Origin of the sequence: Pelorhabdus rhamnosifermentans (assembly GCF_018835585.1) — a bacterium.
GTDB classification, from domain to species: Bacteria; Bacillota; Negativicutes; order UMGS1260; family UMGS1260; genus Pelorhabdus; species Pelorhabdus rhamnosifermentans.
In genome coordinates, this window is the sequence record NZ_JAHGVE010000010.1 from 116199 (window position 1) to 131281 (window position 15083).

At 40.7% G+C, this 15083-nt stretch carries 14 protein-coding genes; 13 read left to right on the plus strand and 1 reads right to left on the minus strand.

The features are described from left to right. Nucleotides 1-4 precede the first annotated feature (4 nt). From Ga0466249_RS13795 to Ga0466249_RS13850, 12 genes are all read left to right on the plus strand, one after another. A complete protein-coding gene (locus tag Ga0466249_RS13795) occupies nucleotides 5-1078 on the plus strand; it encodes a branched-chain amino acid aminotransferase (RefSeq protein WP_215830039.1) in 1074 nt (357 codons plus the stop codon). Nucleotides 1079-1197: 119 nt separating this feature from the next. After that, a complete protein-coding gene (cdaA, locus tag Ga0466249_RS13800; RefSeq protein WP_215830040.1) occupies nucleotides 1198-2016 on the plus strand; it encodes a diadenylate cyclase CdaA in 819 nt (272 codons plus the stop codon). Continuing rightward, nucleotides 2013-2930, plus strand: a complete 918-nt coding sequence (locus Ga0466249_RS13805; protein WP_215830041.1) for a CdaR family protein — start codon at nucleotides 2013-2015, stop codon at nucleotides 2928-2930. Before cdaA ends, Ga0466249_RS13805 begins: the two co-directional genes overlap by 4 nt. Before the next feature lie 39 nt (nucleotides 2931-2969). Then, on the plus strand, nucleotides 2970-4574 hold the full coding sequence (locus Ga0466249_RS13810) for an NAD(P)/FAD-dependent oxidoreductase (RefSeq protein WP_215830042.1): 1605 nt from the start codon (nucleotides 2970-2972) through the stop codon (nucleotides 4572-4574). A gap of 30 nt (nucleotides 4575-4604) precedes the next feature. Next, nucleotides 4605-5951 carry a phosphoglucosamine mutase gene (gene glmM / locus Ga0466249_RS13815; protein WP_215830043.1) on the plus strand — a complete coding sequence of 449 codons (1347 nt, stop codon included), beginning with the start codon at nucleotides 4605-4607 and terminating at the stop codon, nucleotides 5949-5951. Between the two features lie 327 nt (nucleotides 5952-6278). Further along, nucleotides 6279-8108, plus strand: coding sequence for a glutamine--fructose-6-phosphate transaminase (isomerizing) (gene glmS, locus Ga0466249_RS13820; RefSeq protein WP_215830044.1), 1830 nt, complete (start codon nucleotides 6279-6281; stop codon nucleotides 8106-8108). A 305-nt stretch (nucleotides 8109-8413) separates the two neighbouring features. Continuing rightward, on the plus strand, nucleotides 8414-8764 hold the full coding sequence (locus tag Ga0466249_RS13825) for a hypothetical protein (RefSeq protein WP_215830045.1): 351 nt from the start codon (nucleotides 8414-8416) through the stop codon (nucleotides 8762-8764). Between the two features lie 342 nt (nucleotides 8765-9106). Continuing rightward, nucleotides 9107-9292: a hypothetical protein gene (locus tag Ga0466249_RS13830; RefSeq protein WP_215830046.1), complete on the plus strand. Its 186-nt coding sequence runs from the start codon at nucleotides 9107-9109 to the stop codon at nucleotides 9290-9292. A 66-nt stretch (nucleotides 9293-9358) separates the two neighbouring features. Next, a complete protein-coding gene (locus tag Ga0466249_RS13835; RefSeq protein ID WP_215830047.1) occupies nucleotides 9359-9718 on the plus strand; it encodes a hypothetical protein in 360 nt (119 codons plus the stop codon). Next, nucleotides 9719-11056 carry a 4Fe-4S binding protein gene (locus Ga0466249_RS13840; RefSeq protein WP_215830048.1) on the plus strand — a complete coding sequence of 446 codons (1338 nt, stop codon included), beginning with the start codon at nucleotides 9719-9721 and terminating at the stop codon, nucleotides 11054-11056. It abuts the gene before it with no gap. 245 nt (nucleotides 11057-11301) lie between these two features. Beyond that, nucleotides 11302-12285 carry a hypothetical protein gene (locus Ga0466249_RS13845; protein ID WP_215830049.1) on the plus strand — a complete coding sequence of 328 codons (984 nt, stop codon included), beginning with the start codon at nucleotides 11302-11304 and terminating at the stop codon, nucleotides 12283-12285. Nucleotides 12286-12372: 87 nt separating this feature from the next. Further along, on the plus strand, nucleotides 12373-12894 hold the full coding sequence (locus tag Ga0466249_RS13850; RefSeq protein ID WP_215830050.1) for an HXXEE domain-containing protein: 522 nt from the start codon (nucleotides 12373-12375) through the stop codon (nucleotides 12892-12894). 803 nt (nucleotides 12895-13697) lie between these two features. On the opposite strand, the gene Ga0466249_RS26640 is transcribed toward Ga0466249_RS13850, so the two are convergent. Then, complete coding sequence (locus tag Ga0466249_RS26640; protein WP_246588732.1) at nucleotides 13698-13781, minus strand: hypothetical protein; 84 nt, start codon at nucleotides 13779-13781, stop codon at nucleotides 13698-13700. A 318-nt stretch (nucleotides 13782-14099) separates the two neighbouring features. Between Ga0466249_RS26640 and Ga0466249_RS13860 the strand changes: the two genes are divergently transcribed. Next, on the plus strand, nucleotides 14100-15005 hold the full coding sequence (locus Ga0466249_RS13860; protein WP_246588716.1) for a LysR family transcriptional regulator: 906 nt from the start codon (nucleotides 14100-14102) through the stop codon (nucleotides 15003-15005). Nucleotides 15006-15083 lie beyond the last annotated feature (78 nt).

Here is a 15083-nt window from a genome sequence, read left to right on the forward strand (position 1 = left end):
TAGTATGACAAAAGTAAGGTTAAATCTAACAAAAGAGCGGCGATCATTGCCTGATGAGGCAACACTTGGATTTGGCAGAATCTTTACTGATCATATGTTTACCATGACTTATGAGACGGGAAAGGGTTGGCATAATCCAACGATTGAGCCCTATCGAGATTTTGATATGTCACCGTCCACTATGACGCTTCATTATGGTCAGGCTATTTTTGAAGGGATTAAAGCTTTTAAGACGGCTGATCATCGTATTGCTGTGTTCCGCCCCAAAGATTATTTGGCTCGGTTTAATCGGTCTGCTGACATTCTCTGCATTCCGCAGATGGATGTGGAAGCTGTTTATGATGGTCTCAAACAGCTTTTAGAGGTCGAAAAGAACTGGGTTCCAAGTAAATTTGGTACAGCTCTTTATATTCGTCCCCTCGTTTTTGCTACAGATCATTACGTGGGTGTAAAAGTTGCTGACACATATAAACTCGTGATCATGCTGTCCCCTGTTGGGGCCTATTATGAACATGGTTTTGATCCTGTCAGTTTAAAAGTTGAAGATAAATTTGTTCGCGCCTGTCCGGGCGGTCTTGGCGAAGCCAAAACTCCAGCCAATTATGCAGCAAGCCTCAGGGCGGGTGAGGTTGCAGTTCAGGAAGGTTTTGACCAGGTACTGTGGCTGGATGCCGTTCATCGTAAATATATTGAAGAAGTCGGTTCCATGAACATTGTCTTTAAAATCAATGGTGAACTCGTTACTCCCGCCTTAACAGGCAGTATTTTGGGTGGTATGACGCGGAGAACGGTTCTTGAACTTGCCCGTGACTGGGGCATGAAAGCGACAGAGCGAGTCATTTCTATTGATGAACTTTATGAAGCTCATGCCAAAGGCCAGTTAGAAGAAGTTTTTGGAACAGGAACGGCTGCTGTAATTTCACCTGTTGGGTCTTTAACATGGAAAGGTAAGAAGATTGTTATTAACAACAATCAGACAGGTCCTATTGCACATAAATTATTTACGGCTGTTACTGATTTACAATATGCCAAAGTTCAAGATACTCATGGTTGGGTTGATTTTGTGACCAAAGTCTGATCTTTATTAAAAGTGCTTTCTGCAGCAGGCAGGAAGCACTTTTTTTTGTTGTTATAAAAGGTTTTTCTGATAAATGGGTAGAATAAAAATAAGGACTATAAATTAAGGTGTGGTAGGGCATGTTATTACAAATTCGTGGTATTTTAGCTACGGTTACATTGCTCGACATCGTCGATATTGTCATCGTGGCCTTCTTCTTGTACAAATCCTATTCGATGATGAAAGATACACGAGCAGTTGCTTTGCTTAAAGGACTTATTGTACTTCTTATTGCTACGCTTGTGAGCAAATGGCTGGGACTCAATGTAATCAATTGGGTGCTGCAAAAATCTATGACAGTGGTTCTTGTTGCCTTGCCTGTTGTATTTCAGCCAGAACTGCGGCGTGCTTTAGAGCAGCTTGGGCGAGGCGGATTTTTTAGGAAAAACATTTTTCTAAGTGCCGAAGAAACAGAGTCTTTTCTTGATGAAATCAGTAAAGCTACAAGTGTACTGGCGAAAAATAAAATTGGCGCACTCGTCGTATTTGAACGTGAAACAGGTTTGACTGACTATATTGAAACCGGTATTAAGGTGGGGGGACTTGTATCAAGTGAATTTTTAATTAACATTTTTATTCCCAATACGCCTATGCATGATGGGGCTGTGATTATTCGGGGCGATCGTGTGATGGCCGCAGGGTGTCTCTTGCCTCTTACGGATGACCGAACACTCAATAAAGAACTCGGTACTCGGCATCGCGCCGCCATTGGCATTAGCGAGCAAGCTGACTGTGTTGTCGTTGTTGTCAGTGAAGAAACAGGTACCATTTCTCTGGCACACGCAGGTCAACTTATGCGTCATTTAGATGCTGACTCCCTTAAAAATACCCTCCGTCCCTTGTTTTTGGGTAAAACCATGACTATCGGTGATCTTTTTAATTGGAGGGCTTCGTCATGAAGGAACTTCTCAGTAAGAATTTAGCAGCAAAAATTTTATGTATGATTATGGCTGTTGTGTTGTGGATGTATGTCATGAACGAACAAAATCCTCCCATTGAGGCTAGTTTTACCGTTCCAATTGAGGTAAAAAATCTTTCTAGCACTTATACTTTAATGGATGGTCCTGAATCAGTGCGTGTCAAAGTACGTGGCGCCCGAAGTATTATTGCTACTTTGTCTGCCAGTGATATTGCCGCCTATATCGATTTAAAAGGCGTTGGTGAGGGACGCCATCCCATAAAAATTATGGCTATTGTTCCTCAGTCTGTTGAATTAGTTGAAGTGAATCCTGATAAAGCTTTGCTTCGTATTGATATTGCAACAAGCCGTAAATTGCCTGTGGAAGTTCGGTATACAAGTGCACCACCTGAAAATGCGATTGTGGGCAAGGTTACGCTATCACCGGATGCAGTCATTGTAGAAGGGCCTAAGAGCGTGCTTGATAGTATGGATAAAGCTATAATTTACATGGATTTATCCGAACATAGTACGGATTTTTCAGGTAAATTTACTGTCCATATTGTTAATACAGATGGCAAAGAACTGGAAGATGTGGTAGCACAACCGAGTCAAATCAATGTTGCCACACAACTGCTTGTCGTCAACAAAAAACTGGTTGATGTGAAACCCGTCTTTAGCGGCGAATTGCCAACAGGCATGATGATGAAACAATTGGAAGTTACTCCAACTAAAATTGAGTTATTCGGGTCAAAGGCTTTGCTTGATACGATGGATACAGTGACAACAGAGCCTATCGTATTAACAAACGATATGAAAGAATTTAATCGCCAAATCAAAGTTATTGCCAAGGATGGTATTGTAGTGTCACCTACTACCATTACCGTAAAATTTATTGTGGGACCGACGCATTAGTTGCTTTTTGTCACATTTGTTGCAAAGGAGACTGCTTGATTGTTGAGAATCAGTAATTTTCGTACAGCTATTACGGAAGAGCAAACAATACAAGAGCTTGTTGCCAAACGTTTGAAAATACCTGTCACAGCAATTCGTTCGGTAAAATGTATTCGTCAGGCCCTTGATGCCAGACGCAAACAAAATATTAGCTTTGTCTACACTTTAGATGTGGAAACGACTTTACCTGAAAGAAAAGTTCTAACAAAGCTGCGTCATGATAAAAATGTTGTTATTAAAGAAGAAGATAAACCTCAGTCCATTGTCTGCGGTGAAAGAAAACTGTCATATCGTCCCATTATTGTAGGGTTTGGTCCATCGGGCATGCTTGCGGCTTACACTTTGGCCCAAGCAGGTTTTAGGCCTATTGTATTGGAACGCGGCGCCGATATTGACCAACGGACAAAAGATGTCAATGATTTTTGGCAGACAGGCCAACTGAATATCCGGTCCAATGTACAGTTCGGTGAGGGCGGGGCAGGAACCTTCTCTGATGGCAAGCTTACGACGCGTGTCAATGATTCCAGCATGAGCGAGGTACTTGGACTATTTGTTAATTTTGGTGCTCCAGATAATATTTTGTATGCTCATAAACCACATATTGGTACAGATCGGCTGCAGCAGGTCGTCAAAAATTTACGGCAAAAAGTCATTGAACTTGGCGGTGAAGTGCGATTTCATAGTCAAGTGACAGGATTTACTAGAAGTGATACAGGGAGTATTACTTCTCTACAATTGAATGGCAAGGAAGAAATCGCTGCAGATGTTGTTCTGTTCGGTATCGGCAATAGTGCGCGAGACACCTATGAATATTTAGATAAGCAAGGGGTGGCACTTGAAGCGAAACCTTTTGCTATTGGGGTGCGCATTGAGCATTCTCAGCAGCTTATCGATGTGGCGCAGTTCGGCGCTTGGGCTGGTCATCCAAAACTGGGTGCTGCCGACTATGCCCTTGTTTATCATGATAGGGAAACAAAGCGTACAGCCTATTCCTTTTGTATGTGCCCGGGCGGCGTTGTTGTTGCTGGCGCTTCAGAAGCGGGACAGGTTGTGACAAATGGCATGAGTAGTTTTGCCCGTGCTTCTGGCATGGCCAATAGCGCACTTGTAGTAAATGTTGAATTAACTGATTTTGGACCGGGAAATTTAGCTGGTATCGCTTTTCAACGGCATTATGAAAAATTGGCTTTTGAGCTTGCTGGCAGTAATTACTGTGCCCCTGTACAAAGTGTCGGCAGTTTTTTACATCGGAGAGATGTGAATTTTTTTGTACAGCCTACTTATCGGCCCGGTGTGAAAAAGGGCGATCTTAGACAGTGTCTCCCCGATTTTGTTACGGCTACACTTGCCAAGGCTTTGCCTGAATTTGGGCGTAAAATAAAAGGATTTGCTGATGATGGTGTCATCATGACAGGTGTGGAGACGCGTACTTCGGCACCCGTAAGAATTCGGCGTGACAATCATTTTCAATCGGAAAATGTCGGTGGCTTGTATCCCATGGGTGAAGGCGCAGGTTATGCAGGAGGTATTATGAGCGCTGCATTAGATGGTCTTCATGTTGCTAATCACATCATTGCTACATATGGACAACCGGTTTTAAAATAAATTTTAACAGTTCGGAAGGGGAAACATAATTTGGGTAGATTATTTGGAACAGATGGAGTAAGAGGAATTGCCAATCAGTATTTGACACCGGAATTAGCATTTAATTTAGGACGGGCGGCAACGTATTATTTTGGCAAGGAGTGCCGGGAGCCTGTTCTTTTGATCGGGCGCGATACGCGTATTTCAGGACAAATGCTTGAGTCGGCTTTGGCAGCAGGCATTTGTGCAGCAGGAGGAAAGGCTATTTTGGCGGGAGTTATTCCTACGCCAGCTATTGCTTACTTGACAAAAACGACACAGGCTATGGCAGGAGTTGTTATTTCTGCTTCTCATAATCCTTATCCTGATAATGGCATCAAATTTTTTGCCGGTACTGGCTATAAATTGCCTGACAAGATAGAAGATGAACTGGAAGAACTTATTACTCATTCATTAGCCACAATGAAACGCCCCGTCGCTAATGAAATTGGTACTATTGAGTATCAACATGAACTTATTGAAAAGTATATTGAACATTGTCTGAGTACCACTACTGTATCCCTTGCTGGGTTGAAAATTGTCTTAGATTGTGCCAATGGTGCAGCTTATGAAGTCGTGCCAAGGGTTCTCAGACACTTAGGGGCTGAGGTCATTGTTATCAATGATCAGCCAAGCGGTACGAATATTAATGATCAATGCGGCTCCACCCATTTGGCTGGATTACAGCAAGCCGTGCTTGAGCATCATGCTGATGTGGGGATTGCTAATGATGGTGATGCCGACCGTTGCCTCGCGGTGGACGAGCAGGGGAAGATCGTTGATGGCGATCATATTATGGTGATCTGTGCCAAGCAGCTTCAACAGTCTGGTCATTTGGCGAAAGATACTCTTGTAGCTACTGTTATGAGCAACATTGGTCTTCATCAAGCCATGAAGAGCGTCGGTATTAAAGTTGTTGTAACACCTGTCGGGGATCGTTACGTACTGGAAAAAATGCGTGAACAGGGTTTTATGCTAGGCGGAGAGCAGTCAGGTCATATTGTTTTTCAAGAATATTGTACGACGGGCGATGGGCTTATTACAGCCTTGCAATTACTATCTGCTATGGTAAGAACAAAGCAGACCATGTCTGAGCTTAATGCTGCCATGACGACATTTCCTCAGCTACTCGTGAATGTGCGTGTGGCAAGCAAACAGGGTTGGGAGCAAAATGCGCGTATTCAAGCCGCCATTACCAAGGGCAGTGAGGATCTTGGTGAAGAAGGCCGAATATTAGTGCGTCCATCAGGGACAGAACCACTTATTCGTGTGATGGCTGAAGGGCCTGTACAGGCCAAGCTGGAACTCATTGTTCAGCAAATTGCAGACATTGTAAAAAACGAACAAGGCCAAGGTTGACGTTAAGGCAAAATTAGTTTAAAATAGGACAATAGTGCATGGGGGCACCTTCGGTGTTCCTTTTTGCATATGTATAAGGTGAGGAGGCGGATCGTAGCGAGGATAAAGCAAAAATAGCATAGGAATATTGATTTTACGAAGACTAGTTAAAGCGCTGGTGCTTACTTACGTGCGGATGAAATGAAGTAAGCAGACGAGGAAGAGGTTTATCGAGAAGTCAGCGGATACCTCTCGGCGACTGCCGCCGAAAGCAGTTTTACAAAACCATTTGGTAACAAGTGGCACAAAAAAGCTGTGGCAGTAAGATAATGAGGGGGTAATGTATTTATGTGCGGTATTGTTGGATATATTGGGCCCAAGCAGGCGGCCGGGTTCTTATTAGAAGGACTGTCAAAATTAGAGTATCGTGGTTATGATTCAGCAGGAATTGCTGTTTTTGATGGTGAAAAAATTAATGTAACAAAAACAGTCGGTCGTTTAGCCGTTTTAAAGGATCAACTGAAAAATAATATGCCACAGGGACAAATTGGTATTGGTCATACTCGCTGGGCGACACACGGTCGTCCGTCTGATGTCAATTCACATCCTCATACAGATTGTACAGGGAATTTCGTTGTTGTTCACAATGGAATTATTGAAAACTATTTGGACTTAAAAGAAAAATTAATTGAAAAAGGCCATGTTTTTGTTTCGGAAACAGACACGGAAGTTGTGGCCCATTTACTTGAAGAATATTATGACGGCGACTTTGAAGGAGCTGTCAAGAAAGTATTGGCAGCCATTGAAGGTTCTTATTCGCTCGTGTTCATGACGAAGTTTGATCCTGATAAAATTATTTGTTCCAAAAAAGATAATCCTTTAGTCATTGGCCTAGGACAGGGTGAAAACTTTATTGCCTCAGATATTCCGGCGATTATTAACTATACCCGCCGGACTTATATCTTGAGCGACGGCGAGATGGCTGTTGTTACAAAAGACTCTGTTTGGGTAATGAACCGTCAAGGTGTTCCTGTCAGTAAAAAAGTTTTTGAAGTGAATTGGGATGCCGAAGCAGCTGAAAAAGGCGGCTATGAACATTTCATGATCAAGGAAATTTATGAACAGCCGAAAGTTATTCGTGAAACCATGTCAGGCCGCTTAGCCAAAGACAACAGCGAGATTATTTTTGATGAGCTAAAATGGACGAAAGAAGATCTGGTCGGCATCAAGAAGATTTTGATTACGGCATGCGGAACTGCTTATCATGCCGGTTTTGTTGCCAAATATTTTATTGAGCAACTTGCTCGTATTCCTGTAGAAGTGGATATTGCCTCCGAATTCCGTTACCGGACACCGCTTGTTGATGAATCTACTTTGGCAATCGTGATTAGTCAGTCAGGCGAAACTATTGACACTTTAGCAGCTTTAAAAGAAGCTAAACGGTTAGGGGCGCGTACTCTTGCCGTAACCAATGTTGTCGGTTCGTCCATTGCCCGTGAAGCCGATCATGTCATTTATACCTGGGCAGGCCCGGAAATTGCCGTGGCATCCACCAAGGCCTATACGACACAGCTTGTTAGTGTGTTTATGTTGGCTTTGTATCTAGCAGGTCTCAAAGAAGCGATTGCACCCGAGCGCATGAAGGAACTTGTTGCCGGACTTAAAAATCTTCCGGCACAGGCTCATGAAGTGTTGGATGATGTGGAGCCCATTAAGACATTTGCCGAAAAATACGGTTTTAGCGAAGATGTGTTCTTTATTGGCCGTTCTCTTGATTATGCAGTGGCTCTCGAAGGAGCTTTAAAACTCAAGGAAATTTCTTATATTCATGCTGAGGCTTATGCAGCAGGCGAACTCAAACATGGCACATTAGCCCTTATTATTGAAGGGGTACCTGTCATTGCTTTGGCAACACAGTCTGATGTCTATGACAAAACGCTGAGCAATATTAAAGAAGTAAAAGCGCGTGATGCCGTTGTCATTGGTATTGGCTTTGTGGGCGATAAACAGCTAGAAAAATACGTGGATCATACTATTTTGATTCCACGTACAGAAAAATATTTAGCACCCATTCTATCGGTTATTCCTCTGCAACTTCTGGCTTATTACGCTGCTATTACCCGTGGCTGCGATGTCGATAAGCCTAGAAATCTTGCAAAAAGCGTTACAGTAGAATAAAAGAATGATAAATGTAGCTTCAATTGTAGCATTATAAAAAAGATTGAACAGAAAGCACCTCTAGTAATATGATTATTGCTAGAGGTGTTTTTTGTATAAAAAAGGGAAATAGAAAGTTATTGAATGAAAAACCATTTTACGGGGTAGCTGTAGAGATAAAGTTGTTAAATTAATGATAAAGTTGTGAAATGACAAAAAGTTATTAAATAAAAAACACCTTATGGTAGTCTCTAAGTAAGATGGAGATCTATTTAGTGTTTTTTTTATAGATGTGTAACTGGTTTACATACAACGGCGGCGCGGAAATGTATTATGAAATTAAGGACTTATCTAGAGAAAAACTTGAAAAAATCTTAGTCTTTACCCGAACATTACTCTTGTATTTTTCCATAGGTAACTATATTTTTACTCACGCAGGGGCCAACGTACAAAAGCCAATTGAAGAAAACGTGGAAAATGAAACTGTATGGATGAGTGAAAGTTTTCCTTGCTGTCCGGCCTATTCCGACAAAGTGCTAGTATTCGGACATGAGCCGACATGGAATTTATATTCGTATGATAAAAAATTTAAAAAGAAAGACGCTAAAATCTGGTATGACACTACAAATAAAGATAATCAGTTTTTTAGCACCACTTTTCAATACCGACCAGAGTAAACGACAAGGGAAAAGCTGCCTGATATATGGCAGCTTTTCTAGTAGATACTTTTTATTAAATTATAGGAAATCAGCGGCAAAGTTTCGGTCTGAAGAACACAATACATATAAGGAATGTTAGTAGGGGTATTTTGCACTGCAAATTGGGGAGGAAGGATGCTTGCGAGGAGTATTCAATTTAAACAGCATTGAAATCACATAACAAATTCACCACCCATTCATAAGAAATTCATAATTGACGGCTATAATAGGGACCAGTAACAAACACATACCGATTAGGGGGATAAAGATGTCCGACGAACGTTTTCAGGTCATTATAGTTGGTGTGCTGGAGGCGGAAAAATGAAAAAGTTTTATGCAGTAGGTACAGTTTTAGTTTTTATTTTAGGTTTGTTTTTGGCGGGGTGTGGGAGTTCCGCAAGCAATAATACTTCGACAACTAATAAGAGTACTACTCAACAAGCAGATCACAGCAATATGGATCATAGTAATATGGACATGAATCATAGCAATACCAAAAATAATTAAAGCCAGGCCGAGAGGCTTAAAAATCGCAGTGCGACTGAATTGTTATCAATCAGGGAGGTCTATTAGTTGATTAATACGTCAAAGCGGCGCGGAAAGTTTCTGATAACAGGTTTTGCGACACTAATACTACTTGGGCTGCTTACTGTGGGGGCTTTTGCCGCAAGTAATTTAGGGGAACAAAAGCATGATATGGGGGCCATGACACAGGGCTTTCAGAGCGGCCATGATATGAGCTCAATGACGAATGATTCTCAAAGCGGTCATGATATGAACAACATGGTTCATAGTGGACATGATAAAAAGGAAACTGCTAAAGACGATAACCCCTGGCCGATTCTTTATGGATTTGGCGGATTTATTTTCGTTGTGATCATCAGTGCCGGAATCATGAAATTTACTGGCAGGAAAGGACGAGGGGTGAATTAAATGCCGGAGATCAAGGAAAATAGTCTGTTGAAATCTATCTTAAAAAGCAAGTGGTACCCGGGAATTCTACAAGTCCCTGTTGTAATAGTTTTTGCTTTTATTATGTATGAATTGTTTTTTGGTCCGATCGAAGCCCATGAAAACTTTGGGATTGCTTTGACCTGGGTGTTATGGTGGCCATTGATTCCGCTGATCTTTCTCCTGTTTGGGCGATTTTGGTGTGGTATTTGTCCATTTGGAACAGTCAGTGATTATGTTCAAAAAATTGTGGGGAATAATCGCCCTGTGCCTAAATTTCTTAATAAATATGGTATTTGGATTATTGATATCTTCTTTATCTTGATTACCTGGGGAGATCATGTTTATGGCATTGTGGAGTCGCCGCGTGGTTCTGGTGTAGTGATGCTGATTCTTGCGGCAGGTGCGATTACTGCCGGGGCCTTTTTTGAACGTCGGACGTGGTGTCGTCATATTTGTTTTTTAGGCGGTGTAGCAGGCAACTACTCGCGAACAGGTGCTTTGGAACTTCGGGGAACACCGGAGAAGTGCAATAAATGTACTGTGGCGGCCTGTTATAAGGGCAGTAAAAATGTTCCCGGCTGTCCAATGTTTGAGTTTCCAAGAACGATGGATAATAGTGCGCGGTGCAATCTATGTGGTCATTGTGTAAAAAATTGTCCCGATGATTCCATCACCATTTCAGTTCGACCGCCGTCTAAAGAGCTTTGGTTTATACGCAAGCCGAAGTTTGAAGAGTCTATCTTGGCGATTGTTATCATGGGAATCGTATTTGTTCAGAACATCACCATGTTGGAAATTTGGGACCAGGCTCAAAGCTGGCTGGAAAATGCCCTCGGTACTCATGAGTATGCAATCACATTTACTGTTATTTTCTTAATTGCAATGGCTATACCGGTTGGCTTACTTTATATAAGCAGTTGGGCAGCTGGGAAAAGTAATGGTGAGTCTACCCATATGAATTTTGCTCGCTTCGGCTATGCTTTAATTCCACTGGATTTGGCAGCCCACATGGCTCATAATTTGTTTCACTTATTAGCAGAGGGTAAATCAATTTTGTTTACTGGTATGGCGGTAATTGGCATGAATGTTCCGGAAAAATCGACTGCTTTTTTTAGTGTCGATACGATTCAGATATTGCAATATATATTGCTTGGGATTGGCACTTTGGGTTCGATTTATACTGCCTATCGGATAGCGAAATCACAGTATTCTGTAGAAAAAATAAAGGGATCTGCCTTGCCGTTTATATGCCTGATTATTATCTTGCTGTTAGCGAATATTTACTTTTTTATGTTGCCAATGATGCATCGCATGTAATTAGTGACGTTGCTTAAAATCGTTGGCAGGGACAAGAAAATGTAACCAAATAAAAAATGAGCTTAAAATTGGCTAGTTAAAACGCCTATTTTAATGCTCATTTTTATTGTTTCGTAAGCTAAATTGCTAACTTTGTGCTGAACAATATCAGGTTGCTAGTTAAAAAATACTTCAATTGTCACAAGTTGGTCATAGACTCTTGTTATGATGTCCATATGTACTTAAAGGCACAGGAGGTGTAACATATGAACGTAGATTCTAATAGGAGTACTGGGAGTTACGGTGGAGATAACTCTAGTAGTGATAGTACTAACAGAAGTAGTTCTTACAGTGGGTACGGAGGAGATACAGGCGGTTATTATGGAGGAGATAATTCTTCTTCGACCTCTGGTAATGATTCAAGTACCAGTTGCTCTGGTAATGAATCTAGCGATACTACAGCGGGATATAGTAGCTTTTCTTCGACATTGGATAGTGATTCAAATACTTGCAATTATGGCGGCATTGATGGTGCCGGGGCAGATTATTCGGGAGCAATTGTTAATTATTCTAGTAATGATCAAGGAAATGCTACAGGAGGAGATACGTCTTCTTCGGCTTCCGACAGTAATTCAACTAACGGCAGTTACGGCGGTATTGTGGGGTCAGACTATTCAGGTGTAGTGCAAAATTCTTATGAAGATACAATGGGTGTCGTAGCGGATAATTCTTCGTGGTCCGATAATTCGGATAGTAACAGTGGATTAGGGGTGATCGGAGGAGAAATTTGTTCCTATGATTCTATAGCAGGTTTTGGAGATTATTCTTTGGCAGATTATAGTCAAGGGTTATATACTGATGATGCAAGTATTCAATCCTATGAAAATGTTTTGGATAATATTCAGAGTACCTGGGATAGTGTTGCACAGTGGATTAGTGAAAATATTACTCAGCCTCTGCAAGCGGCATTTAATCAGCCTGTACCAGCTCCTGAAAGTGACTCAGTATCTGGTTTTATGGCAGATAATATACCAGGTATGACGAAAGAGGAAGTAGAAAATGGGTTAAGTGCTATGGGAGTTGCTTCTACCGATGAAACTCCGACAGCGAATATGATTGGCGATGATCCGGAAGCCATTGATAATTGGGTGGCTGCGAATGGTATAATCCCCACGACACTCATGCGAGCTGAAGATGATCCACCCACAGCGATTTCAGCGTCACTATTTTGTCATGTTTACATGCCTTAGTGTCTCAATAACATTAAAAAGTGTTAATTATAGTCAACGTCGAATTACTTAAATGGTGGAATTAGAGAGAGAGTAGGTAGTTTGTGAATGAGTATAGAATCCATGATGTGGCTATTTCCTATAGTTTTCATGATTCACGAATTTGAGGAAATCATCTTCCTTCCTCGTTGGATGAAAAAAAATAGTATTGACCTTCATAAAAAAATTCCTCATATAGCCCAAAAAATGGTTCTTAGGCTTGAGGCCTTATCAACAGCTGCTTTTGCGGTGGCAGTTTTTGAGGAGTTCATATTGCTATCTGTTCTGACTCTGTTTTGTGTAGAGGGGGGGTTATATTCTCTTTTTGCAGCGGTAACGATTGGTTATCTTGTTCATGTCGTTATTCATTTAGCGCAAGCTATGTTTTTGCGGAGATATATTCCTGCCGTAGGAACGGGGTTGTTTACTGGAGTTTATAGCATTTTTTCTTTATACTATCTTCATTTGTTAGGGCTGCTAAATTGGAATCAGATTATTTTTCTTTTGCCAATAGTCATTTTTATTATTGCTGTGAATCTTATTTTCTGCCACAGCATTGCCAGGAGAATGGAGACTAGGTGGAAAGCTTAGGGTTGTGCTACAACATAAAAAGACCCTATAGATGGATTTTTTTTCGTATCCAATCTATAGGGTCTTTTTATTACTTTTTTTCTTCATTATAAGCTATTGGAAATCAGCTAATTCTTCCGTTTTTAGGTTATGTAGTTTTCGTAAATAGTTTAATCGTTTGCCGATAGGATGTTCTTGCGACTTTTACGTAATCATTTTTTTCTGGTTTGTCGGATAAGCCAGCCAAATAGTCCAGCGAAACATTGAAATAATTGGACATAGCTACAAGAGTATCAGCAGAGGGTGAAGTCATAGCCCAGTATTATGACAAACAAACTGGTAGCTCTTTAAGCTATAAAAGCCCTAGTCGTACTATATAGGCAATACAGCGAAAAGGGACAGCCAACTTAAAGACACTGAGCATAAAGATATCATATATGATTGTTTATGAGTTAAGCCGCAGAGTGCAATCAAAGTAACAAGAGCCCCGTTATGAGGCACTGATTCAAAACCCGCCGAACTTAAAGAAACAATACGGTGTAAAATTTCCGGTGACATCCCCAGCGAATTTGCCCAAGTAAGCCAGTTATGGTGGTAGATTAATTTCCCGTGCCTTCCTATAGCTTACAGGAATAGATCATATATACAACATGTATTGTATTATTTTTCTTAAGTGTTATAAAATGATCCTGTATACGGTATGCAAATAGCTGCGGCTTATTTTATAGGCGCTGGAGGAAAGGATCTTTTTATGAAAAACCGTTATCTTTTCCACCAAGGCGAAGTATAGGTCGCTATCAAATTCGGTAATCGCCTTAGCTTTTTTAATAATTTACATATTTACCATTGCACCGCCAGATAATTCTTCTATGCCTTTCATCGGTACTGTTCCAAACCTTCCTACCCAAAATATGACCGCAAGTGCCGCAAATTATCCGGCCAGCAAAGGGATTCTTGGTTGTTGCATTAGAACCATGAGGCCAATGGCTTCACTTCTTACAGAAGATCTGAAAGAATATAATGTTTTGCTTCTTACCGTCTTAAGTGTTTTGGCAAAAGCTTGATTGTTAAGAGGTATGTAAGTATGACACAAAAAGAGACATGAGAACCAGCCCTTCGATTCAAATTTCCTAATGTGTTGACATTTCATTTATTTATGTATAATGTCGATAAAATTTTTTTTGTCAAGGCAGATCGTTGTGTTATATTCAGAAGGGCAGGGGCTAATGGAAATTAAAGAATTGCCTAACATTCAGGAAATGGAAAATTTTATAATATACGGAAAAGTCCGTAACTTTACTCTTGCCGCCGACCAGGCACATATTACCCAATCTGCTTTTAGCTTTCAGATGAAAAAGCTTGAAGAAAGATTAGGAGTAAAGCTGATTTTACGTTCCAATCGCGGTAGTTGTTTGACGCCTGAGGGTGAATTCTTTTATAAAAAAATAAATAAAATTATGCCGGAATTAATGGAAGCAATTTATGAATTACAGGAAATGAGCAGTGAAAGACCGTTGGAATTGAAAGTAGGTGTGCTGACATCTCTAGGCGACATACTAATGAGCCAGCATGTAACATATTTTCGTAAAAACGGAAATATCCGATTAACTGTTTATAGCATGGAAAAGGACGATCTTATTAGGTCATTAAATAATGGGAAAATTGATATTGCTTCAACCTTCCTTGCCGATGATGAAAAATTGGAAAATTTCGACAACACCTTATTTAGGATGGACCGTATGGTCTATTATGCTCCCAATATTCCAAAGCTAAAGGAGCCAGTCAGTATATCCGACGTGTTTAAATTACCGTTAGCGAAATACCCACCGAATAATTTCATGAATAAAATGATCGATCAGTATTTTAACACAGAGGGAAAATTACCGGTTGTTGCGGCGCAATTGTCGTCTCCATATGCCATTATTCAGTTTTGTAAAGAAAATTGTGCAGGAGCACTGGTTGTCGAGCGGCTTCTCAATACACTCGATGCTAATCATGGGCATGGATACTTTGCGCTTAGCCCATCATACATGTTGAAAGCTTATCTGTTATATAAAAAAAAGAACCCAAAGTATCGCGCTATCAAGCTATTTATTGACTATGTGGTAAATTTGAATCGGGATAATAAATAAAATATTATAGCTGAATTTCCTGTTATCAATTTTACTTATGTCAGCTATTTTTTTTATTTGGCTATACAAGCAAAGACT